Below are 21,433 nucleotides of genomic sequence, written 5' to 3'. Positions count from 1 at the left end.
GAGAACGCCAGCCTATCAACAACGTCCGGGCTGGAAGGGAGACTTATCAACCCGTTGAGTAAGAGGATTCGTAGCCCCGCCCCAGCTGCACGCCTCGTACCGAGCTATCACGCCAAACTTTTGCTGACCACCTCAAACACGTCGCTCGACAGCTCGCCCGAGCCACGAATGCGCTCCAGCTCGGCCTTCATCAGCGCCTGCCGCGCGCTGTCGTATTTGCGCCAGCGGGTCAACGGCGCCAATTGGCGCGATGCGATCTGCGGGTTGAAGCCATTCAGCTGGATCACCAGGTCCGCCAGGAAGCGGTAGCCGGAGCCATCCGCCGCATGGAAGTTGATCAGGTTCTGCCCGGCGAAGGCGCCGATCAGGGCACGCACCTTGTTGGGGTTCTTGAGCGTAAACGCTGGATGCTCCATCAACGCCTGCACCCGCGCCAGCCCGCCCGGCAGGGTGCTGCCGGCCTGCACGCTGAACCACTGATCCATGACCAACGGGTTGTCCTTGAAGTTCTCGGCAAACACCGCCAACGCCTGGGCTTTTTCCGCCTCGAACGGCGAGTTCACCAGCACTGCCAGCGCGGTCAGGCGCTCGGTCATGTTGTCGCTGCTGTCGAACTGCTCCAGGGTCGCCGCCAACACCTCAGGCTTGCCGCTGAGCATCAGGTACGACAACGCGATGTTCTGCAAGGCGCGCCGGGCAAAGTGCTCGGCCGCGGCCACATAAGGGGTTTGCTTGGACAGCTCGCGATTGGCCTGATAACGCAACCACAGCCCTTCGAACAGGTGGTCGGCCAGTTGCTTGCGCGCAAATTCGCGGGCGGCGTGGATTGCATCCACATCGGCCACTTCGCTGATTTCCGTCAGGTAGGCTTCGCCCGGCAACGAGAGCATCTCCGCGACCATGGCCTGGTCCAGGCTTTCGTCGCTCAGTACCGTGCGCAGCGCGTCGATCAGGCGCTGATCCATCTTCAGCGCCTGGCCCGCCTGATGCTGGCCAATCAGTTCCTGCAACACCTGCACCGACAGTTGCTGGCCGGCATCCCAGCGGTTGAAGCCGTCGCTGTCGTGCTGCATCAGGAACATCAGTTGATCGCGGTTGTACGGGAAGCTCAGTTTCACCGGCGCCGAGAAGCCGCGCAGCAGCGATGGCAGCGGCTGTTCTGCGATGTCGACAAAGGTGAAGGTCTGCTCGGCTTCTGTTACCGAAATCACGCGGGATGTGGCACCCGCCGCCGCCTCACCGGCGAGGCGCAAGGCGATGCCGGCGCCCTGCCCGTCCAGCAAGCCCAGCTCGACCGGAATCACGAACGGCAGTTTCTCGACCTTGTCCGGGGTGGCCGGGCAGCTCTGGCGGAAGGTCAGGCTGTAGGTCTTGGCCGCCGCGTCGTAGGACTCGCTTACCGCCAGACGTGGCGTACCGGCCTGGCTGTACCAGCGTTTGAACTGGCTCAGGTCAGCGCCGTTGGCGTCTTCCATGGCCTTGATGAAATCGTCGCAGGTCACGGCCTGGCCGTCGTGACGCTGAAAATACAGGTCGCTGCCTTTACGGAAGCCTTCGGCACCGAGCAAGGTGTGGATCATGCCGACCACTTCCGAGCCCTTTTCGTACACGGTCAGGGTGTAGAAGTTGGAGATCTCGATAAAGCTGTCCGGGCGCACCGCGTGGGCCATCGGGCCGGCGTCTTCGGCGAACTGGTGGGTCCGCAGGTACGCCACGTCCTGGATGCGCTTGACCGTGGCCGAGTTCATGTCGGCCGAGAAGCCCGAATCGCGGAACACGGTAAAGCCTTCCTTGAGCGACAGCTGGAACCAGTCGCGGCAGGTCACGCGGTTGCCCGACCAGTTGTGGAAGTATTCGTGGGCGACGATGGCCTCGACACGCTGGTGCGCGGCGTCGGTGGCGGTTTCGGCACGGGCCAGCACGGCGCTGGAGTTGAAGATATTAAGGCCCTTGTTCTCCATGGCGCCCATGTTGAAGTCGTTCACCGCGACGATCATGAAGATATCGAGGTCGTACTCGCGGCCGTAGGTTTCTTCGTCCCAGCGCATGGATTTTTTCAGGCTGGTCATGGCGTGCTGGCACTTGTCGATGTTTTCTGGCTCGACATAGATGCGCAGCGCCACTTCGCGCTGGGTCATGGTGGTGAAGCTGTCTTCGACGCACCACAATTCCCCGGCCACCAGGGCAAACAGATAGGCCGGCTTCTTGAACGGGTCTTCCCAGGTCGCCCAGTGGCGGCCGTCTTCACCGGGGCCGCTGGCAATCGGGTTGCCGTTGGACAGCAGCACCGGGTAGCTGTGCTGCTCGGCGATCACCGTGGTGGTGAACGTGCTCATCACGTCCGGGCGGTCGAGGTAATAGGTGATCTTGCGGAAACCTTCGGCCTCGCACTGGGTGCAGAACATGCCGCTGGATTTGTACAGGCCTTCCAGGGCGGTGTTGGTTTCCGGGTGGATCTTGACCGTGGTGTCGAGGGTGAACGTGTCGCTCTTGGGGTGCACGGTCAGGTGGCTGTCAGTCAACTGGTAGTCAGCGCCAGTCAACTCCTGGTCGGCCAGGTTAACGCTCAACAGCTCCAACTGTTGGCCATCGAGTACCAACGGCGGCAAGCCAGCGCCATGCTCGGGGTTACGGCGCATCACCAGTTGCGCGTGGACCAGGCTGTGGTCCTCGAACAACTCGAAGGTCAGGTGCGTCTCGTCGATCAGGTAGTCCGGCGCCTGATAGTCCTTCAGGTAAATCATCTTCGGTTGTTCGGTGCGCATGGGTGGCATCCTTCTACTGATGCACGGCGAGCTGATAGGCCGTGTATTTGCGAATATTGATAACGCCGGTGTCGAAGATCAGGTATTGGCCCTTGATCCCCAGCAGCGTGCCTTCGGCAATCGGGTTCTTGTCCAGGTTGAAGCTGACGATCTTGGCCGGATACTGCTCCACCGGGTAGCGAATCTCAATCGGCTCGATGTCGGTCACTGGTTGGATGGCTTGCAGGCCAAAGCGTTCCTGCAAGTTTTCCAGGCCCTCGGCGCAGGAGGCGAACAGCTCATCGCGCACGTGCTTGAGGTCCACCTTCGCCGCGTCACCCTTGAGCAACGCACGCCAGTTGGTCTTGTCGGCCACCTGGCCGCGCAGCACGTCCTCGACGAAGCCGGACTGCTGGCGCGTGGCCACACGCATGATCGGCAACGCCTGGCTCGCACCCTGGTCCAGCCAGCGCGTGGGCAGTTGGGTCGCGCGGGTGATACCGACCTTGATGCCCGACGAGTTGGCCAGGTAGACCACATGATCAGTCATGCAAAACTGCTCGCCCCAGCCTGGATCACGGCAGGTGCCGGCGTCGTAATGGCAACGCTCGGGGCTCATGATGCACAGGTCGCACTGGGCCAGCTTGGTCATGCACGGGTAGCAATACCCCTGGCTGAAGCTGGTCTTGGTCTTGCGGCCGCAATGGCTGCAATGGATGGCACCGAGGTACTCCAGGCGAATATGAGTACCGATCAATGGATTGACCGGCACCTCTGTGTCGCCCAGGCGAAACGCATATTGAACGGTCGGCTCACCGAGTTGCGCCGACATTTTGCTGACTGCACCGCGACCAATTTCAATCAATGGATCGCATCCGACTTGAACAGAATGTTCGCCACCGGCTCGGATTTGGACGCACATTCCTGCGGGCCCATGTAGCCGGTGCGCTGTTCTTCCGGCAGGTTCTGGAGTTCCCAGGCGATCATCGCTTGCAGGGACAGCTCGCGCTGCTCGGCGGTGAGCTTGCGGCCATCGGACCACTTGCCGATTTCTACGGCGAGTTTGAGGCTCTCGTAGATGTCCGGGGTGATGTTTTCGATCATTTCAACAAAAGACGACATGTAGACAACCTCTGGTAACGGTCGCTGGTTCAGCGAGTGCATGGGCGACGGGGCCTGGCCCGTCAAAAATCCTTGGAGAGCTTGACCTGGACAAGCTCCTTGTCGAGCAAGCGCCGGAAAATCTGCGGCGCGGCAAAGGTATACGCGGCAAAGGCCAGCCACAGCCAATTGATCATCTCGGCCGCCTGCGGATAGCCCTGGGCCGTGAGGGTAATGACCACTACACGGTAGACCACAAACATCAGCAGCAGCAGAACAATGGCGCCGGTGGCGCTGCGCTCGTTCATCCAGCTGTTGAAGCGCCACCACGTGCCGAGAAACACATTGCTGCGCGCCTTGACGGCCGTGAGCAAATGCAGCGCGGAGATGTTGCTGGGGTTTTCCTGCAGGGCCCAGATCGCATGCTCGCGGGCGCCGTTGAGGTCGCCTTCACGCAGCAACAGGTGGCCGAGCACCACCACGGCGGCGGCGTTCGATGGATCGGCCTGCAACGCCTGGCGGGCAAACTGATAGGCCTGGTCCCAATGGGCGCTGGCGCGATGGAACTGCGCCATGGCCACCAGGTTCGCCGGATCGTCCGGGCCGAGTTCCAGGGCCTTTTCCAACGGCTCGCGGCTCTGCGCCAGGCGGCCGGTGAGTTGATACAGGTCGGCCAGGCAGCGGTAGTTGACCGGGTTGAGCGGCTCCATGTCCAACAGCTGGTTCACATGCTCCTGGGCCAGCTTGAATTTGCGCTGGGCAATCGCCACTTGGGCGGCGGCATAGTGGGCCAACGGCAATTGCGCGTCGCAAACCAGCGCCAACTGCACTTCGCGCTTGGCGGCATGCACCCGGCGCATGTTCATCAAGCAGATCGCCAGCAAGGCATGGGCCTCGGCCGAATGCGGATCGCTGGCGAGCAATTGGCGCAGGGCATCAATGGCGCCGTCGTTGTGGTCGGCTTGCAGGCGTTGGTAAGCCAGTTGCAGCAGATAGTCGGTATTCATCAGCTCACCACCAGATACCACAGGGTGTACGGCAGCCATTTGACGACCATGCCTTTAAGCACGAAGCCACCAATTAACGCCAAGGGCAGACCAAAGCGGTTCAACTCGCCGCCGTAATACTGGTAAATCTCGATGGTCGCGTTTTGCTGCATGTACAGCAGGTAGCCGATGGTGAGTTTCCACACCACCAGCACCAGCAAGGCGTACTGAATCTCGGCCGGGGTCTGGATATAACCGGCGCCCACCAGTTGCAGCAATGCAAAACCGATCACGACACTGCCCACCAGCGCCACGCCGGCAAGTATCCACTCGCGCACCCGCGTCGGGCTGCCGACCGCAATCGAGTTGAACACGAACCACGGCAAGCCCAGCCAGGCGCCGCCCAGCATCAGGCCCAGCAGCGGCCAGAAGGGCGAAACCGCAAACTTGGCCAAGGCCCCCGGACGCGGTTCATCTTCGATGCGATAACCACCGTACTGCGCCATCAGCGGCCCTTCCCGTGTTTGTCGAGGAACGCCAGCACTTCGTCGTACTGGTTGCCTTCGTTGGCGTAGCGCGCGTAGTTGCGCGCGGTGGTCAGCCATTCCAGGGTGGTGGCGCGCACGTCTTTCAAGGCTGCCTTGAAATGCCGGTCGCAGATGGACTGCTCGGCGCCACTCTCGATGGACGCTTCAATCGCCTCATCGGCGGCGGTTTCCACCAGTTCACTGAGGTCGGCGCCGGAGAAGCCCGAGGTATTCTTGGCGAGAAAGGCGAAGTCGATATCGTCGGCCATCGGTCGGCCTTTCATCATCGACTTGAGCATGCTTTCCCGCGCGGGGCGATCCGGTGGCGGCACAAACAGCACGCGGTCAAAACGACCGGGGCGACGGAACGCCGAATCCACCGACCACGGTACGTTGGTCGCGGCCAGGATCAGCACGCCGTGGTTGTCGTTGGTAAAGCCGTCCATCTCGGAGAGGAACTGACTGACCAGCTTGGACGACGTGGACTCGCGGGTGTTGGAGCGTTTACCGCCCAGGGCTTCCACCTCGTCGAAAAACATCACCGCCGGCGCCTGGGCCCGCGCTTGTTCGAACAGCGCGTGCAACTTGCGCTCGGACTCGCCGATGTACATGTCCAGCACGTCGGAAATCGCCACGTTGAAAAACGTCGCCTTGCACTCCCCGGCCGTGGCGCGGGCGAGCATGGTCTTGCCGCAACCCGGCGGGCCGTACAGCAGCACGCCGCCGCCGACTTTCTTGCGAAAGCGCTGGAACAATCCCGGCTTCTGGTACGGCAGGATGATCTTCTTGTGGATGGTCTTTTTCAGCTCATCCAGGCCGCCAATGTCGTCGAAGGTCAGGGTTTCGTTTTCCGGCACCAGCAGGCGCACCACTTCGCTCTGGTCGGTGTCGTCATTGGAGATCACCCGCAAGCGCGGGCGGCCTTCGGCGCCCGGAAAATCCACCACCGACACATTCAAGCGGCGCCACAGCGCCATGTCTTCCAGGGCCGGGTTGGCGTCCACCGCTGCGCGGTATTCCACCTGGGCTTCCTTGAGGCGCTCCAAAGCCGCCAGCACGCGCGCCTTGAGCAGACGCGCTGCGGGATCGTCACCTTCAATCAGGGGCAGGGCTCTTTGCGCCTGGCCGTCAGCCAGCAACAACTGGGCCGCCGCCAGTTTCAAGGCTGAGGCGTCTTGCAAGTGTTCCAGATCAGCAGGCAACAGCTTGAGCCCGCGCTCGTGCTCGCCACGCTCAAGGCTGGCGCCGAGCAGCAGGGTCAGCAGCGCGACGTTACCGGGGGCAGCGGACAGCGCGGCCTCCAGTTGGTCGAACGTCGAATCATCCATGGAGGTTCCTCAAAAGTGCATGTGCGTCGCGCAGGGGCTCATTTCAGCACCTGCGGCCGCTCGACATCGACCCACACGAACTTGCGCGGGTCGAGGCGGGTTTCCTGGTCCAGGCGATACGCCACCAGCTTGCCGTACAGCACCGCGCTGTAGTCCAGGCAGGCGAGGTTGTCGCGGATCGGCGCTGGTTTGCCGCTGCGCCAGTAGTGGCCGACGAACAGCAACGGTTCGTCGACGCCATAACGCAGCAGTGAATTTTTTTCGGTGGAGGACAGCGGCGTGCGCGCCACCGGCTCGGGCAGTGCGTCGGGCTGGAACACGATGTCGCCGTAGGTCTTCGGGTCGTCTTCCCAGAACTTGGTGCGGAAGAACGAGCGCGTCAGGCCGTCGCCACCGGTCAGCGTCAGGCCATCGGGCAGGCGCATGTCGGTGCCGCGCAGCAGGCGGTCGAAGGCGTTGCAGGCAAAACTGCCGGGCACGGCGGCGGCCTGCAGGAAATGCTGGTCGATGCAGCCGTCCGGAAAGGTCGCACGCAGCGGCGCGATAAAACCGTCGTCCCAGCACGCATGCACCACGCGGAAACGCCCAGCGTCGACGAACAGCGGCATGTCGTAGAACCAGCCGAGGAAGTCGTGCCAATCGGCCGGGTGGTGTTCGAACTGGGTCAGGGTCTCGTGGATCAACCGCGCATGCCGTGGGTTGTGCTCACGCACGAACTGCTTGCCACTGCCCGGGGGCGCCGGTGTGGTCCAGCCCAGGGCGTTGAACTCGTGGTTGCCCATGATGCACAGCGCCTGGCCGGCCTCGGCCATGTCGTGGACGATATGCAGCGCCTCGCGGATGCGGGGGCCACGGTCGATGATATCGCCGAGGAACACCGCCATGCGCGACGGATGACGCCAGGTGCCGCCCTGCTTGTGGTAACCCATCTGGTCGAGCAAGTGCTCAAGGGTATGAGCGCAACCGTGCACGTCACCAATCAGGTCGTAGCTACGCGCGGGATCGAGCATCAGTCGCCTCCACCCCCCAAGCGGCTGCCCCAGCCCAGCTTGGTGCGGCACACTTCGTAATAGTTGTGGTCCAGCGGGTGGATCAACCGCAGCTTCTGCGCCTTTTTGCTCACGGTGATGGTGTCACCGGGGGCGCAGGTGAAGTGGTTCTGCCCGTCACAGGACACCTGCGGGTAGATTTGCATGTCTTTGGACACCACGATTTTCAGCTCACTGTTGCCATCGACCACAATCGGCCGGCTCGACAACATATGGGGATACATCGGCACGATCACAATGGCATCCAGCTTGGGATGCATGATCGGCCCGCCGGCCGACAGCGCGTAGGCCGTGGAACCGGTGGGCGTGGCGACGATCAGGCCGTCGGCCTTCTGGCTGCACACGAACTGGCCGTCGATGTACAGCTCGAACTCGATCATCCGCGTGGACTTGCCGGGGTGCAGCACCACATCGTTGAGGGCATCGCCCTGGCCGATGGCTTCGCCGTGGCGACGCACTTCGGCTTGCAGCAGGAAGCGGTTTTCCACCAGGTAATGGCCGTCGAGCACCTTGGCCACTTCGACTTCCAGCTCATCCGGGCGGATATCGGTGAGAAACCCCAGGCTGCCCCGGTTGATCCCCAGCACTGGCACGTTATGCCGCGCCAGTGCACGGGCGGCGCCGAGCAGGCTGCCGTCGCCGCCGACCACGATGACCATGTCGCACACTTCGCCGAGCATCTTGCGCGAGGAGGTCTGCAGGCCGTGGCCGGGGAGGATCTCGGCGATGGTGTCTTCGAGGATCACGTGCAGGTGGCGATCCAGCAGGAATTTTTTCAGCCGGCGGACGGTGTCCAACACCTGGGTACTGCCCAGGCGACCGATAATGCCGATATTGCGAAAGTGCTCCATGGGGCTCCTGCGGGATGTGGGGTGTGGCAAAAAAGAAACGATTATGGGCGAAAGGCCGCCACAGACAAAATCCTTTGTCACCGCTACGCCTTGATGACAATGGTTCTCACACGCCCACCCCTGGCTTAAAAGGCTATGCTCGGACCATGACTGTATTCCCCGACCTGCATACCCTGCCCCGCCAATTGCGTCACCCTGAGGTGCGCGACCTGGCGTGGGTGGTGCTCGCCCCGCCGATGCTCGCGCAGACGCCCTGGCCGCAGCGCCATCCGTTGGCCGGCAGCGACTGGGTGCAGGCGCCCGACCGCCTGGAACATTGGTTGCGGCAACTGGATCAGGACAGCCGGGCTTTGCAGCAGTGGCTGAGCCTGGCCCGCACTCGCCGCCTGGGCCTGTACTACGAGCGACTGTGGCAATTTGCCGTGCAGCACGCGCCGGGGGTTGAACTGCTGGCCGCCAACCTGCCGATCCGCCGCGCGGGGCATACCTTGGGTGAGCTGGACATGCTGCTGCGCGATCGTGATGGCGTGCACCACCTGGAACTGGCGATCAAGCTGTATCTGGGGCCGCAGAACGGAAATGGCCAGGACACGGCGCAGTGGCTGGGGCCGGGTTGCCATGACCGGCTGGACCGCAAGTTGGCACATCTGGCCCAGCATCAGTTGCCGATTTCGGCGCGGCCGGAAAGCCGCGAAGTCTTGGCGGCGCTGGATATCCAGCAGTTCGACGCGCATTTGTGGCTCGGCGGGTATTTGCTCTATCCCTGGCCCGGCCTGGCCGAACCACCGGACGGCGCCCACGCGCAGCATTTGCGTGGACGCTGGTTGCATCAACGGGATTGGCAGGCGTTTGCCAGCGCCAGCGCACCCGGGCGCTGGCAACCCCTGCCCCGGCATGCCTGGCTGGCGCCGGCGCACTACCTGGCGGATGACGTGTGGAGCGAGGAGCGGATGCAGCATTGGCTGACCGCACTTGATCCAATGGCGCCGGCGCAGTTGTTGGTGCGGATGGTGCAGAACGGTGAGGACTGGGAGGAAGCGGAGCGGTTGTTCCTGGTGGCGGATCTTTGGCCGAATGTGCCGGGGGCTGGCGGATAGATCTGAGGTGTAGGTGATGGCCTCATCGGGGCATGAGTATCTACACAACTCTTAAAGGCTGACACAGAATCCTGTGGTGAGCGGGCTTGCCCCGCGCTGGGCTGCGAAGCAGCCCCAATAAGGTCACCGCAGAGTGCCAGAACCAATCGAGGTGAAGGTTTTGGGGCTGCTGCGCAGCCCAGCGCGGGACAAGCCCGGAGAGTGTCAGATTTTTTGTGTTCGGGCCGGTTACGGCCTGCCGTCAGGCAGGCCATCTTTACCAGGTCGGCCTGATAAATCGATCTCCGTACAGAATCGCAAATTGATTCATTGCGTTCTTCCAATCATGAGCTGCACTGCCCCAGTTCGCGGTGATATTTCGTAATGCCAGCCAGATTAGTTTTGTCGCGGCCTCATCCGTTGGGAAGTGGCCTCGCGTCTTGATGACCTTGCGCAACTGGGCATTGATACTCTCGATGGCATTGGTTGTGTAGATCACTTTGCGTATCGCCGGGGGAAACACGAAGAACGGGATAACTCGATCCCAAGCACGTTTCCAAGCTGATACGACTGTCGGATATTGCTTACCCCAAGGCCCGGCTTCGAAAGCCAGTAGCGCTTGTTCTGCGGCGTCAGCATTGAGTGCTTGATAGATCGGTTTCAGTGCCTTGGCCAGCTCACGGCGCTTATCCCACGGGGCGTAATCGAGGCTGTTACGGATCAGGTGGACGATGCAGGTCTGCAACGTCGTCTCAGGAAACACAGCACTCAGCGCTTCGGGCATGCCTTTGAGACCGTCAGTTACGGCGATCAAGACGTCTTCGACGCCTCGGGTTTTCAGGTCGTTAAAGACCTTCATCCAAAATTTGGCGCCTTCGGTTGTTTCAATCCAAATGCCCAGAATATCTCGCGTTCCGTCCGGCAATACTCCCAGTGCCAAGTAGATCGCTTTGTTGCGAACCAAGCCTTCGTCGCGAATTTTGACTCGCAATGCATCGAAGAAAATTACCGGGTACATCGGTTCAAGCGGTCGCTGTTGCCAGGCGGTAACCTCCTCCAACACTGCGTCAGTGACGGAGCTGATGAAATCGTGAGAGACGTCTGTTCCGTACTGTTCAGAGAGAAACGCCCGGATTTCGCGAACCGTCATGCCTCGGGCATACATCGCGATAATCTTGTCATCGAAGCCGGTAAAACGCCGTTCGTGTTTGGGGATCAGAATCGGAGCAAAGCTTCCATCACGGTCTCTGGGAATGTCCAAACGCAGCGGACCGTCATCGGTTAGCACCGTTTTTCCGCTCTTGCCGTTGCGCTGGTTACTCGACTCCTCAGGGCGCTCCGCGCCCTGAGGATAGCCAAGGTGGTGGCCCAACTCGGCACCAAGAGCTCGCTCGATCAGCGCCTTTTTGAACGCCATCGAGGCATCCTGAATGGCTTCGGCACTCATCGGGCCGCTGACGAACTGGTCGATCAGCTCTTGGGGAATGGATGGAAGGTCTCGCGGGGCCTCACGGGCCGGTTTCTTTTTGGTCGGCATACATGCACCTCTATCAACATGTTATGCCCGAACACAAAATTTATGACAGTCCCCAAGCCCGCTCACCACAACAGCCCATTTGCCATAGATTGAGCATCCTCCGGAAGTTGTGTAGATGCCCCCGATGGCGGCGCCACCGGCACTACACCCTATCGATATGCCGATAATCCAACTGCAACCCAGCCGCCAGCGCCTGAGCCCTACCCAATCGGATCGGCCCACGTTCGATATCCACCAGCAACCCTGAACATTCCAACAAAGGCAGCCCGGCGATGTCCTTGAGCCGGCCATCGGTAATCACCAGCAGTTTCTGCTGTTCAGCCGGATAACGCCTGCGCCGCGCCTGCAACCAGTGCCCGGCCTCGGTCAGTGCCGCCAGCAACGGCGTACCGCCACCCGCGCCAAGTCGCTCCAGCCAACCCGCCATACTCTTCGCCGCCTTCAAGCCCTGCACCTGCCATTTGGGCGATTGCCCGCTGGCCGTCAACAACGCCATGCGTGCCCGTTGCCGGTAGGCGTCATCAAACAGCTGGGCCAGCAAGCCCTTGGCATCGCTCAACGCGTGGTGGCGCCGAGTGGAGGCCGATGCATCGACAATCACCAGCCACAGCTCCTGGGCCGAACGGCTGCGCAGGTGAAACAGCAGATCCTCACGGGATTGCGGCCGACCACCGAGCAAGGTGCCCGGCCAGTTGATCGCGCCCTGTTGCGCGCTGCGTGCCTTGCCTTGCCTGCCCCTGTCCAGTCGCCCCGCCTTGGGCCGGGCATCCGCCCCCGCGTCAGGTCGGGGACGAATGCCTAAGGCTTTTTTGGCCAGGTGGGCACTTCGCGACGCGCACCGGTGGGCAGCGGCGGCGCGGGCATATCGCCCCACTGGCCTTGGCCGGCGGAGGTCTCGCTGGAGCTGGGCGACTGGTCTTCAGGCGGCGGACTGGCCGGCGGAGACTGTGCCTGGCGCCGATGACGCAAGGCAAACTCGGCCACCGCGTCGATATCTTCTTCGGCAATCGCCTGGGCACCGCGCCACGCCGCATGCGCCCGGGCACCGCGCAGCCAGACCAGGTCGGCGCGCAAGCCATCCACGCCAGCGGCAAAACAACGCTCGGTGATCTGCGCCAGGGCCCGATCATCCAGCGCAATGCTGTCGAGCCGCGCCCGCGCCTGGGTGCAGCGCTCGCGCAAGGCCGCCTGGGGTTCGGCCCACTGGGCGCAGAACGCAACAGGGTCACTGTCGAAATCCAGGCGACGGCGGATGATCTGGCCACGTTCGGCCGGCAATGTCTGCCCGCTCAAGGCCACGTTAAAACCGAAACGGTCGAGCAACTGCGGACGCAACTCACCCTCCTCCGGGTTCATCGTGCCGATCAGCACAAAGCGCGCCGAATGCCGATGGGAGATGCCGTCACGCTCGATCAAGTTGGTGCCGCTGGCGGCCACGTCCAACAGCAGGTCGACCAAGTGGTCGGCCAGCAAGTTGACTTCATCGACATACAGCACGCCGCCGTCGGCCTTGGCCAATACGCCGGCGGAAAACTGCGCACGGCCCTCGCCCAGCGCAGCGTCCAGGTCCAGGGTGCCGACCAGGCGCTCCTCGGTCGCACCCAGCGGCAACGTGACAAACTGGCCGCTGGCGAGCAGGTCCGCCAGGCCACGGGCCAAAGTGGACTTGGCCATGCCACGCGGGCCTTCGATCAGCACGCCACCGATCTTCGGGTCGATGGCAGTCAGGCACAGCGCCAGTTTCAACGCGTCGGCGCCGACCACGGCGGACAGCGGGAAATGGGGGGTATCAGTCATCAGCTGTCTTCTTCTATATCCAGCAACAGGTTTTCCAACGCCTCGCGGTACGCCCCCGGTTCTTGCCACAGGCCACGCTGCTGGGCTTCCAGCATGCGCTCGGTCATATCGCGCAGCGCTGCGGGGTTGTGCTGCTGCACAAAGTCCCGAGTGTCGGGGTCGAGCAGGTAGGCGTCGGCGAGCAAGGCGTATTGATGGTCGTCGATCAGCGACGTGGTGGCGTCGAAAGCGAACAGATTGTCCACCGTCGCGGCCATTTCAAACGCACCTTTATAGCCGTGACGCTTCACGCCGTCGATCCACTTGGGGTTGGCGGCGCGAGAACGGATCACTCGGTTCAGCTCCTCTTTCAAGGTGCGGATCTTCGGCAAGTCCGGTTGGCTGTGATCGCCGTGATAGCTGGCAGTCTTGTCGCCGCTCAGGGTTTCCACGGCGGCGAGCATGCCGCCTTGGAATTGGTAGTAATCGTTGGAGTCGAGCAGGTCGTGCTCACGGTTGTCCTGGTTTTGCAGCACGGCCTGCACCTGGCTCAGGCGCTGGGCGAACTGCTCGCGGGCAGCGGTGCCTTCGTCGGCGCCGCCATAGGCGTAGCCGCCCCAGTTGAGGTAAACCTCGGCAAGGTCCTCGCGGCTTTGCCACAGGCGACCATCAATCGCGCCCTGCACGCCCGCGCCGTAGGCACCGGGCTTGGCGCCGAAGATCCGCCAGCCGGCTTGCCTGGCGGCGGTTTCTGCGTCCAGGCCAGACGCCAGCAACGCGGCGCGCTCACTGCGCACCTTGGCCGCCAGCGGGTTCATGTCGTCGGGCTCGTCGAGGGCCGCGACCGCTTGAACCGCCGCATCGAACAGGCGGATCAGGTTGGCAAACGCATCGCGGAAGAACCCGGACACCCGCAGTGTTACATCCACACGCGGGCGGTCCAAGAGGCTGACCGGCAGGATCTCGAAGTCGTCCACCCGCTGGCTGCCCGTGGCCCACACTGGGCGCACGCCCATCAGCGCCATGGCCTGGGCGATATCATCACCGCCGGTGCGCATGGTGGCGGTGCCCCATACCGAGAGACCCAACTGGCGCAAATGATCGCCGTGGTCCTGCAGATGCCGCTCCAGTATCAGGCTGGCCGACTGGAAGCCGATGCGCCACGCCGTGGTGGTGGGCAGGTTGCGCACATCGACGGTGAAGAAGTTGCGCCCGGTGGGCAGTACATCCAGGCGACCCCGACTCGGCGCGCCACTCGGCCCCGCCGGTACGAAGCGGCCGCTGAGGGCATCCAGCAAACCGCGCATTTCCGCCGGACCGCAGGCATCCAGGCGTGGCGCTACGACAATACGCAGGCTTTCGATAACCGCTTTCACGTCTTCCCAACCGGGTTCTTCCAACTGCTCAAGCGGGCCTTCCAGCGCCTGATCGATCAGGCGCGCCGCGTAGAGTTCCAGGCGCTCGCGGGTGTCACCGGCGGTGCGCCATAGCTGCGTGTCGATGCTCTGCAACACCGCCGGGCGGCGTCCAGTCCACGGTTCGGCCAGGGCACAGTCCAGTGGGTCGAAACCCAGCTCAAACGCCTTGGCCAGCACGCGCAACAGGCTCGATTGCGGGCCACGGCCATCACCACGGGGGATGCGCAGCAACGCCAGCAAGGTGTCGATGCGCAAGCGGCCTTGGGGCGACTCGCCGAAGATATGCAGGCCGTCGCGAATCTGCGATTCCTTCAAGTCACACAGGTAGGTGTCCAGGCGTGGCAACCAGACCGCCGCATCGGCGTCGCCATCCAGTTCAAGTTCCTGGTCGATGCAGGCTTCACGCACCAGCTTGAGAATGTCTTTTTGCAGCTCGCGGGCGCGGCGTGGATCGAGCAGTTGGGCTTCGTAATATTCGTCCGCCAACAACTCCAGGTTACGTAGCGGGCCGTAGGTTTCGGCGCGGGTCAGCGGTGGCATCAGGTGATCGATGATCACCGCCTGGGTACGGCGTTTGGCTTGTGCGCCTTCACCGGGGTCGTTGACGATAAACGGGTAGATATTCGGCAGCGGCCCCAGCAACGCATCAGGCCAGCAATTTTCCGACAGGCCCACGCCCTTGCCCGGCAGCCATTCCAGGTTGCCGTGCTTGCCCACATGGATCACGCCATGGGCGCCATAGGTGTGGCGCAACCAGAAATAGAACGCCAGGTAGCCGTGGGGCGGCACCAGGTCCGGGTCGTGGTACACCGCACTCGCGTCCACCTGGTAACCCCGTGCCGGCTGGATGCCGACGAACGTCAGGCCCAGGCGTAGACCGGCGACCATCAGACGACCGTCACGGAACATCGGATCGTTGTGGGGCGTGCCCCAGCGCTCCAGCACGGCCTGTTGATTGGCAGCAGGCAGGCGCTTGAACATCGCCTCGTAGTCATCCAGGCCGAGGCTTTGATGGCACGGGCGCAGGTCGAGGCTGTCCAGGTCGTTAGTGACGCCGCCCAGCAACTCGTGGATCAAGGCGGTGCCGCTTTCCGGCAGGGCCGTCGGCACCGGGTAACCTTCAGCCTGCAACGCAAGCAGGATATTCAGCGCCGCCGCAGGGGTATCCAGCCCGACGCCATTGCCGATACGGCCGTCGCGGGTCGGGTAGTTGGCCAGGATCAGCGCGATGCGTTTATCCCCATTCGGCACTCGCGCCAGTTCGACCCAGCGCCGCGCCAACTCAGCGACAAAATCCATGCGCTCGGGTGCTGCGCGGTAGCACACCACGTCCGACTGGCTGCGTTCGCTGCGCCAGGCCAGGTCCTTGAAGCTGATCGGCCGGCTGATAATGCGACCGTCCAGCTCCGGCAAGGCAATGTGCATCGCCAGATCACGCGGGCCAAGGCCTTGTTCGCTGGCCTCCCAGCCCGGCTGGTTGTCCTGGGCGCAAATCGCCTGGATCACCGGAATATTGCGGCGAAACGGGCGCAAATGCGGGGCTTCGGGGCTGGATTGGGCAAAACCGGTGGTATTCAGAATCACCGAGGCCTGCGCTTCATCCAGCCAGTCCTCGACCGCCGCGAGGCAGCCGGGCTCTTTCAGGCTGGCCACCGCCATCGGCAACGGATTGAGGCCCGCCGCCTGCAAGCGCTGGCAGAACACGTCGATAAAACCGGTATTGGCCGCCTGCAAGTGCGAGCGGTAGAACAGCACGGCCGCCACAGCTTGCTCGGCGTGCCAATCCGCCTGCCAGTCGTCGAGCCGGGCATTGGCTTTATGGGGGTGATAGATCGCCGTGCGCGCCAGGGTTTGCGGTTCGGCCCACGGGTAATCGCGGTCCAGATAGCCACTGGCCAGGCAGCGATAGAAATCCAGCGCATTGGCCAGCCCGCCCTGACGCAGAAACTGCCACAGGCGATCCCGAACCTCGACGCCGACGGTACTGAGGCCGCTGAGCTCCGGATCCGGGCGATCATCTCCCGGCACCAGAATCAACTGCACGCCGCGCTCCGCCAACTCCACCAAGCGTTCGATGCCGTAGCGCCAATAACCGATGCCCCCGTGCAGGGAAATCAGGATGACCTTGGCGTGGCGCAGCACCTCATCGACATACAGGTCGACCGAGGCATGGTTCTGCACTTGCATCGGGTTGGCCAGGCGCAGGCTGGGGTAGTCGTCGGGTAACTGCTGGGCCGCTTCGGCCAACAATGCCAGGCTGGAATCACCGCTGCACAGGATCACCAGCTCGGCGGGCGTTTGGCCAAGGTCGGCAATATTGTCGTCCGCGACGAAACCACCGGGCTGAGTCCTGAGCAGGTGCATGGGTTAAACGCTGAGCGCGGCGCGCAATTGCGCTTCGAGGCCGGCCGCGTCGAGGTCCTGGCCGATCAGCACCAGGCGCGTGATGCGGGCTTCATCGGCCGTCCAGGCGCGGTCGAAGTGTTTGTCGAAACGGGTGCCCACGCCCTGGATCAGCAGGCGCATCGGTTTGTTCGGGATCGCGGCGAAGCCTTTGACGCGCAGGATGCCGTGCTGCACCACCAGCTGGGTCAAGGCGTCGAGCAGCAGCGCTTCATCGGCTTGAGGCAGGTCGATGGAGATGGAGTCAAACGCATCGTGATCGTGGTCGTCTTCACCTTCGTGGTGGTGATCGTGATGGCTGTGACGACCGTCGATGTGCTCTTCGGACCCAGCACCCAGGCCAATCAGCACGTCCAGGGGTACGCGACCGCTGCTGGCTTCGATAATCTTCACGGCTGGCGGCAGCTCTTCGGCGACTTCCAGGCGGACACGGGCCAGGTCTTGCGGGCTGATCAGATCGGACTTGTTGAGGATCACCAGGTCGGCGCTGGCCAGTTGGTCGGCGAACAGCTCGTGCAGCGGCGACTCGTGGTCCAGGTTCGGGTCGAGCTTGCGCTGGGCGTCCACTTGATCGGGGAACGCAGCGAAGGTGCCAGCGGCCACGGCCGGGCTGTCGACCACGGTAATCACCGCGTCTACCGTGCAGGCGCTGCGGATTTCCGGCCACTGGAAGGCTTGTACCAGTGGTTTTGGCAGGGCCAGGCCCGAGGTTTCGATAAGGATATGGTCAAGGTCGCCGCGACGGGCGACCAACTCGCGCATCACCGGGAAGAATTCTTCCTGCACGGTGCAGCACAGGCAGCCGTTGGCCAGTTCGTAGACACGGCCGTTGGCTTCTTCTTCGGTGCAACCAATGGAGCACTGCTTGAGGATTTCACCATCAATGCCCAGCTCGCCGAACTCATTGACGATCACGGCGATGCGACGGCCCTGGGCGTTGTCGAGCATATGGCGCAGCAAGGTGGTTTTGCCCGAGCCGAGGAAGCCGGTAACGATGGTGACGGGAAGTTTGGCCAGTGTTTTCATCGGATGCCCTTGGGGGCGGGCATACGGGACGATAGGCCCTGCGGCATGGCGCAGAAGCGGATTTCGTCACCGGATCACCCCGCCCGGTTGAATTGGAAAATCGGTTGCGAGGCAGGTCTCCTGGCTTGGGGCTTGCGGGTCGCGAGACCGGCGCCGACTGCGCCTTCCCGCCGTTGATGGCAGTGGCGTGGCAGTCGGATGAACCCTTCACAGTTGCGGGGGCAGCCGCGGCTTGAACCGCGTTCCCTTCTTAGCTTCGGCCTGGGCCGAAGAACCTCGAAGGTGCAAGGCTACAGGGGCTTGCCGCATTTGACTACCGTCCCCCGCCCATGCTCTCCTACACATCTTGTTTCGGGTGCCCCTCACGGGGTGAAACGGGAAACCGGTAAATCATGCACGCCATGACCAGTCCGGTGCTGCCCCCGCAACGGTAAGCGAGTGAAGCGTCAGATCCACTGTGCCAGTACGGCATGGGAAGGCGATGCTTTATAGACCCAGTGTCCCTCGCAAGCCCGGAGACCGGCCCGAAAAATCAGATAACAAACCCGCGGTGGGCGGGCGCTGTTCGGAACCCTGCGTGCCTGGCTCGCGGGGTTTTCATGCGCTCGTTTCACCCAGACACCTGAAAGGGACGCGCCATGTCGATCATCAGCAGCACTTCGCCCTCCGCCAGCAGCACTTCTACCCTGAGCCAACGCCTGACCGCCGCCATCGGTGCGTCGATTCTCGGCGCGTGCCTGGTGTATTTCGCCGGTTTCTCGCATATCGAGGCGGTGCACAACGCTGCCCACGATACTCGCCACAGCGCCGCGTTCCCGTGCCACTGAGACCTGCCGACATGATCAAGCGTATTGCGCAAACCGCAGGGTTCACCGGCTTGCTGGCCGCCCTGCTGCTGACCCTGCTGCAAAGCTTTTGGGTCGCCCCGCTGATATTGCAGGCGGAAACCTTTGAAAAAGCCCCTGCAGCCACCGAAGTGGTGCACGAACACGCCGCCAGCGCTGCTGCCCACACCCACGATGCCGAAGCCTGGGAGCCGGAAGACGGCTGGCAGCGCGTGCTGTCCACTACGGGTGGCAACCTGGTGGTAGCGGTCGGTTTCGCGCTGATGCTGGCCGGCCTCTACACCTTGCGTGCGCCCACCCGCACGGCACAAGGCCTGCTGTGGGGTTTGGCCGGTTACGCGACCTTTGTGCTGGCACCGACGATGGGCCTGCCGCCCGAGTTGCCGGGCACGGCAGCCGCTGATCTGGCGCTGCGCCAGACGTGGTGGATCGGCACTGCGGCCTCCACCGCTGCCGGGATTGCGCTCATCGTGTTCGGCCGCAACTGGCTGCTCAAAGTGCTCGGCGCTGCCATCCTTGCGGTACCGCACGTGATCGGCGCGCCGCAACCGGAAGTGCATGCGATGCTCGCGCCGCAAGCCCTGGAAGCGCAGTTCAAAATCGCCTCGCAACTGACCAACGTGGCGTTCTGGCTGGCCCTGGGCCTGATCAGCGCCTGGCTGTTCCGCCGCAACCGCGACGATCAATACTCGGCATGACCTACGTGGTCGGCCTGGGTTGCCAGCGCGGTTGTGCGGCTCACGCCCTGCTGGCGCTGTTGGATACCGCCCTCGCCGAGGGCGGGATTGATCGCCACAGCATCACCGCACTGGCCAGCATCGACCGCAAACAGGACGAGCCAGGCTTGCTGGCGCTGGCGCGGCAGTTGAATCTGCCTTTGCAGTGCTTCAGCGCCGAGCAACTGGCCGCTTATGCAGACCGACTCAGCCACAAGTCCGCCGTCGCGTTCGCCCATACGGGCTGTTACGGCATCGCCGAAAGCGCCGCCCTGGCCCTTGCGGAACAGCTCTGCGGCGCTCCTGCCCGGTTGCTCATCACCCGCAAAAAAACCGCCCAAGCCACCTTTGCGTTGGCCTGCGCCGGTTAAACCCCCGATAATCGCCCTCCCCGATCATGAGCAATCTTCATGCTCGCCCGTTTTTGACAGGAACTCCCCAATGACCGTCTACTTCATCGGCGCAGGCCCCGGCGACCCGGAATTGATCACCGTCAAAGGCCAGCGGCTGATCCGTAGTTGCCCGGTGATCATTTACGCCGGTTCGCTGGTGCCCGCTGCGGTCCTGGAGGGGCATCAGGCAGAACAGGTGGTGAACAGCGCCGAACTGCACCTGGAGCAGATCATCGACCTGATCAAGACTGCCCACGGCAAAGGCCAGGACGTCGCGCGCGTGCACTCCGGTGATCCGAGCCTCTACGGCGCAATCGGCGAGCAAATCCGTCATTTGCGTGAACTGGGCATCCCATTCCAGATCATCCCTGGCGTCACCGCCGTAGCGGCCTGCGCCGCGCTGCTGGAGACCGAACTGACTCTGCCGGACATCGCCCAAAGCGTGATCCTGACCCGCTATGCCGATAAAACCAGCATGCCGGCCGGCGAGGACTTCGACAGTCTGGCGCGGCATGGGACAACCATGGCGATTCATCTGGGGGTCAACCATCTGGAGAAAATCGTCGCCGAACTGCTGCCGCACTATGGCGCTGATTGCCCGATTGCGGTGGTGCACCGGGCCACGTGGCCGGATCAGGATTGGGTGGTGGGCACGCTCAGTGACATTGCCGGAAAGGTCGAGGCCAAGGGTTTTCGGCGTACGGCGCTGATTGTGGTGGGACGGGTGTTGGAGAGTGACAGTTTCAGTGAATCGTCGCTGTATCGGGCGGGGCATGCGCACCTTTATCGGCCGTGAGTTTTTACCTCACAAATGGCGGCGTACCAGCTTGCTTAGGTGGCGGCTGATATGACCCTATCGGGGGCAAGCCCCTTCCCACAGTTGATCTTCTTTGTTAGATGTATTGCGTAAAGCAATGAATTTTAAGCAAAAAAAACGGCGCTCACGGGGCGCCGTTTTTTTGTTCGCAGTGAACGCCTTACTCAGTAGTAGGCGTTTTCTTTCTGCGTGTGGTCGGTCACGTCACGTACGCCCTTGAGCTCCGGGACGCGCTCCAGCAGGGTACGCTCGATGCCTTCACGCAGGGTCACGTCCGCCTGGCCGCAGCCTTGGCAACCGCCGCCGAACTTCAGCACCGCGATACCGTCATCAACGACGTCGATCAGGCTGACCTGACCGCCGTGGCTGGCGAGCCCTGGGTTGATCTCGGTTTGCAGGTAGTAGTTGATGCGCTCGTTGACCGGGCTGTCGGCGTTGACGCTCGGCACCTTGGCGTTGGGCGCCTTGATGGTCAACTGGCCGCCCATACGGTCGGTGGCATAGTCGACTACGGCATCGTCCAGGAAAGCTTCGCTGAAGTGGTCGATGTACGCGGTGAAGCTTTTGAGCCCCAGGGCGGTGTCTTCAGGTTTCTCTTCACCAGGCTTGCAATAGGCAATGCAGGTCTCGGCGTACTGGGTGCCGGGCTGGGTGATAAAGACGCGGATGCCGATACCTGGGGTGTTCTGCTTGGACAGCAGGTCAGCCAGGTAATCGTGGGCGGCGTCGGTAATGGTTATGGCAGTCATGGAAACTCCTCACAGGCTTGCCCGGAGTTTACGCCAAATTATTACGGAGGTACAAAGTCCCAGTGTTTTTGTCGGGTTAGGGGTTGGCGGGG

Annotated in this window: 19 protein-coding genes and 2 riboswitches; of the genes, 5 read left to right on the top strand and 14 right to left on the bottom strand. The window is 62.8% G+C overall.

Annotated elements, in window-relative coordinates; genetic code table 11:
- Positions 1-107: 107 nt before the first annotated feature.
- From pepN to AB3G88_RS11740, 8 genes are all read right to left on the bottom strand, one after another.
- A complete protein-coding gene (gene pepN / locus AB3G88_RS11775) occupies positions 108-2,765 on the bottom strand; it encodes an aminopeptidase N (protein WP_480454110.1) in 2,658 nt (885 codons plus the stop codon).
- A gap of 13 nt (positions 2,766-2,778) precedes the next feature.
- Entirely contained in the window at positions 2,779-3,609 is an 831-nt protein-coding gene (locus AB3G88_RS11770) for a DUF2797 domain-containing protein (RefSeq protein WP_480454109.1), read from the bottom strand.
- On the bottom strand, positions 3,606-3,866 hold the full coding sequence (locus tag AB3G88_RS11765) for a YeaC family protein (protein ID WP_099585265.1): 261 nt from the start codon (positions 3,864-3,866) through the stop codon (positions 3,606-3,608). Before AB3G88_RS11765 ends, AB3G88_RS11770 begins: the two co-directional genes overlap by 4 nt.
- A gap of 62 nt (positions 3,867-3,928) precedes the next feature.
- Positions 3,929-4,852 carry a tetratricopeptide repeat protein gene (locus tag AB3G88_RS11760; protein ID WP_400524715.1) on the bottom strand — a complete coding sequence of 308 codons (924 nt, stop codon included), beginning with the start codon at positions 4,850-4,852 and terminating at the stop codon, positions 3,929-3,931.
- On the bottom strand, positions 4,852-5,337 hold the full coding sequence (locus tag AB3G88_RS11755; RefSeq protein WP_480454107.1) for a hypothetical protein: 486 nt from the start codon (positions 5,335-5,337) through the stop codon (positions 4,852-4,854). The genes AB3G88_RS11760 and AB3G88_RS11755 overlap by 1 nt, the downstream gene beginning before the upstream one ends.
- Complete coding sequence (locus AB3G88_RS11750; protein WP_099585250.1) at positions 5,337-6,686, bottom strand: ATP-binding protein; 1,350 nt, start codon at positions 6,684-6,686, stop codon at positions 5,337-5,339. The genes AB3G88_RS11755 and AB3G88_RS11750 overlap by 1 nt, the downstream gene beginning before the upstream one ends.
- A gap of 38 nt (positions 6,687-6,724) precedes the next feature.
- The gene (locus AB3G88_RS11745) at positions 6,725-7,699 is read right to left on the bottom strand and encodes a metallophosphoesterase (protein ID WP_371926525.1); all 975 of its coding nucleotides are present in this window, start codon (positions 7,697-7,699) and stop codon (positions 6,725-6,727) included.
- Positions 7,696-8,586 (bottom strand): NAD(+) kinase, encoded by an 891-nt coding sequence (locus AB3G88_RS11740; RefSeq protein ID WP_032887076.1) that lies wholly within the window; start codon positions 8,584-8,586, stop codon positions 7,696-7,698. Before AB3G88_RS11740 ends, AB3G88_RS11745 begins: the two co-directional genes overlap by 4 nt.
- A 146-nt stretch (positions 8,587-8,732) precedes the next feature.
- On the opposite strand from AB3G88_RS11740, the gene AB3G88_RS11735 reads away from it, so the two are divergent.
- Positions 8,733-9,683, top strand: a complete 951-nt coding sequence (locus AB3G88_RS11735) for a DUF1853 family protein (RefSeq protein ID WP_480454106.1) — start codon at positions 8,733-8,735, stop codon at positions 9,681-9,683.
- Positions 9,684-9,939: 256 nt separating this feature from the next.
- Here the strand turns inward: AB3G88_RS11735 and AB3G88_RS11730 are convergent, their stop codons facing one another.
- The 5 genes from AB3G88_RS11730 to cobW form a co-directional block, all read right to left on the bottom strand.
- On the bottom strand, positions 9,940-11,199 hold the full coding sequence (locus AB3G88_RS11730) for an IS256 family transposase (RefSeq protein WP_015372597.1): 1,260 nt from the start codon (positions 11,197-11,199) through the stop codon (positions 9,940-9,942).
- A 142-nt stretch (positions 11,200-11,341) separates the two neighbouring features.
- Complete coding sequence (locus AB3G88_RS11725; RefSeq protein WP_480454427.1) at positions 11,342-11,944, bottom strand: vWA domain-containing protein; 603 nt, start codon at positions 11,942-11,944, stop codon at positions 11,342-11,344.
- 53 nt (positions 11,945-11,997) lie between these two features.
- Entirely contained in the window at positions 11,998-12,996 is a 999-nt protein-coding gene (locus AB3G88_RS11720) for a magnesium chelatase ATPase subunit I (RefSeq protein ID WP_480454105.1), read from the bottom strand.
- Entirely contained in the window at positions 12,996-16,757 is a 3,762-nt protein-coding gene (cobN, locus tag AB3G88_RS11715) for a cobaltochelatase subunit CobN (protein WP_480454103.1), read from the bottom strand. Before cobN ends, AB3G88_RS11720 begins: the two co-directional genes overlap by 1 nt.
- Positions 16,758-16,760: 3 nt before the next feature.
- Positions 16,761-17,822: a cobalamin biosynthesis protein CobW gene (cobW, locus tag AB3G88_RS11710; protein WP_112194997.1), complete on the bottom strand. Its 1,062-nt coding sequence runs from the start codon at positions 17,820-17,822 to the stop codon at positions 16,761-16,763.
- A gap of 93 nt (positions 17,823-17,915) precedes the next feature.
- A riboswitch (cobalamin riboswitch) is annotated at positions 17,916-18,116 on the bottom strand.
- A 42-nt stretch (positions 18,117-18,158) separates the two neighbouring features.
- Positions 18,159-18,364, top strand: a riboswitch (cobalamin riboswitch).
- A 96-nt stretch (positions 18,365-18,460) separates the two neighbouring features.
- Here cobW and AB3G88_RS11705 point away from each other — a divergent pair.
- From AB3G88_RS11705 to cobM, 4 genes are all read left to right on the top strand, one after another.
- Complete coding sequence (locus AB3G88_RS11705; RefSeq protein ID WP_112194995.1) at positions 18,461-18,649, top strand: CbtB domain-containing protein; 189 nt, start codon at positions 18,461-18,463, stop codon at positions 18,647-18,649.
- A gap of 11 nt (positions 18,650-18,660) precedes the next feature.
- Positions 18,661-19,365 (top strand): CbtA family protein, encoded by a 705-nt coding sequence (locus AB3G88_RS11700; RefSeq protein WP_480454101.1) that lies wholly within the window; start codon positions 18,661-18,663, stop codon positions 19,363-19,365.
- Positions 19,362-19,754, top strand: coding sequence for a cobalamin biosynthesis protein (locus tag AB3G88_RS11695; protein WP_099585259.1), 393 nt, complete (start codon positions 19,362-19,364; stop codon positions 19,752-19,754). The genes AB3G88_RS11700 and AB3G88_RS11695 overlap by 4 nt, the downstream gene beginning before the upstream one ends.
- A 70-nt stretch (positions 19,755-19,824) precedes the next feature.
- On the top strand, positions 19,825-20,571 hold the full coding sequence (cobM, locus tag AB3G88_RS11690; RefSeq protein WP_480454100.1) for a precorrin-4 C(11)-methyltransferase: 747 nt from the start codon (positions 19,825-19,827) through the stop codon (positions 20,569-20,571).
- 185 nt (positions 20,572-20,756) lie between these two features.
- Here the strand turns inward: cobM and nfuA are convergent, their stop codons facing one another.
- Positions 20,757-21,341, bottom strand: coding sequence for a Fe-S biogenesis protein NfuA (gene nfuA / locus AB3G88_RS11685; RefSeq protein WP_032887092.1), 585 nt, complete (start codon positions 21,339-21,341; stop codon positions 20,757-20,759).
- Between the last annotated feature and the right edge of the window lie 92 nt (positions 21,342-21,433).

Source organism: Pseudomonas arvensis (assembly GCF_056688935.1).
The sequence above is the reverse complement of the archived record's forward strand: the minus strand, read 5'-3'. Positions and strand labels throughout refer to the sequence as shown.

Coding starts and splice junctions, on each gene's coding strand:
- pepN (WP_480454110.1), bottom strand. CDS start 2,765: ATGCGCACCGAACAACCGAAGATGATTTACCTGAAGGACTATCAGGCG.
- AB3G88_RS11740 (WP_032887076.1), bottom strand. CDS start 8,586: ATGGAGCACTTTCGCAATATCGGCATTATCGGTCGCCTGGGCAGTACC.
- cobN (WP_480454103.1), bottom strand. CDS start 16,757: ATGCACCTGCTCAGGACTCAGCCCGGTGGTTTCGTCGCGGACGACAAT.
- AB3G88_RS11720 (WP_480454105.1), bottom strand. CDS start 12,996: ATGACTGATACCCCCCATTTCCCGCTGTCCGCCGTGGTCGGCGCCGAC.
- AB3G88_RS11730 (WP_015372597.1), bottom strand. CDS start 11,199: ATGCCGACCAAAAAGAAACCGGCCCGTGAGGCCCCGCGAGACCTTCCA.
- AB3G88_RS11760 (WP_400524715.1), bottom strand. CDS start 4,852: ATGAATACCGACTATCTGCTGCAACTGGCTTACCAACGCCTGCAAGCC.
- AB3G88_RS11755 (WP_480454107.1), bottom strand. CDS start 5,337: ATGGCGCAGTACGGTGGTTATCGCATCGAAGATGAACCGCGTCCGGGG.
- nfuA (WP_032887092.1), bottom strand. CDS start 21,341: ATGACTGCCATAACCATTACCGACGCCGCCCACGATTACCTGGCTGAC.
- cobM (WP_480454100.1), top strand. CDS start 19,825: ATGACCGTCTACTTCATCGGCGCAGGCCCCGGCGACCCGGAATTGATC.
- AB3G88_RS11735 (WP_480454106.1), top strand. CDS start 8,733: ATGACTGTATTCCCCGACCTGCATACCCTGCCCCGCCAATTGCGTCAC.
- AB3G88_RS11765 (WP_099585265.1), bottom strand. CDS start 3,866: ATGTCGTCTTTTGTTGAAATGATCGAAAACATCACCCCGGACATCTAC.
- AB3G88_RS11750 (WP_099585250.1), bottom strand. CDS start 6,686: ATGGATGATTCGACGTTCGACCAACTGGAGGCCGCGCTGTCCGCTGCC.
- AB3G88_RS11705 (WP_112194995.1), top strand. CDS start 18,461: ATGTCGATCATCAGCAGCACTTCGCCCTCCGCCAGCAGCACTTCTACC.
- AB3G88_RS11700 (WP_480454101.1), top strand. CDS start 18,661: ATGATCAAGCGTATTGCGCAAACCGCAGGGTTCACCGGCTTGCTGGCC.
- cobW (WP_112194997.1), bottom strand. CDS start 17,822: ATGAAAACACTGGCCAAACTTCCCGTCACCATCGTTACCGGCTTCCTC.
- AB3G88_RS11695 (WP_099585259.1), top strand. CDS start 19,362: ATGACCTACGTGGTCGGCCTGGGTTGCCAGCGCGGTTGTGCGGCTCAC.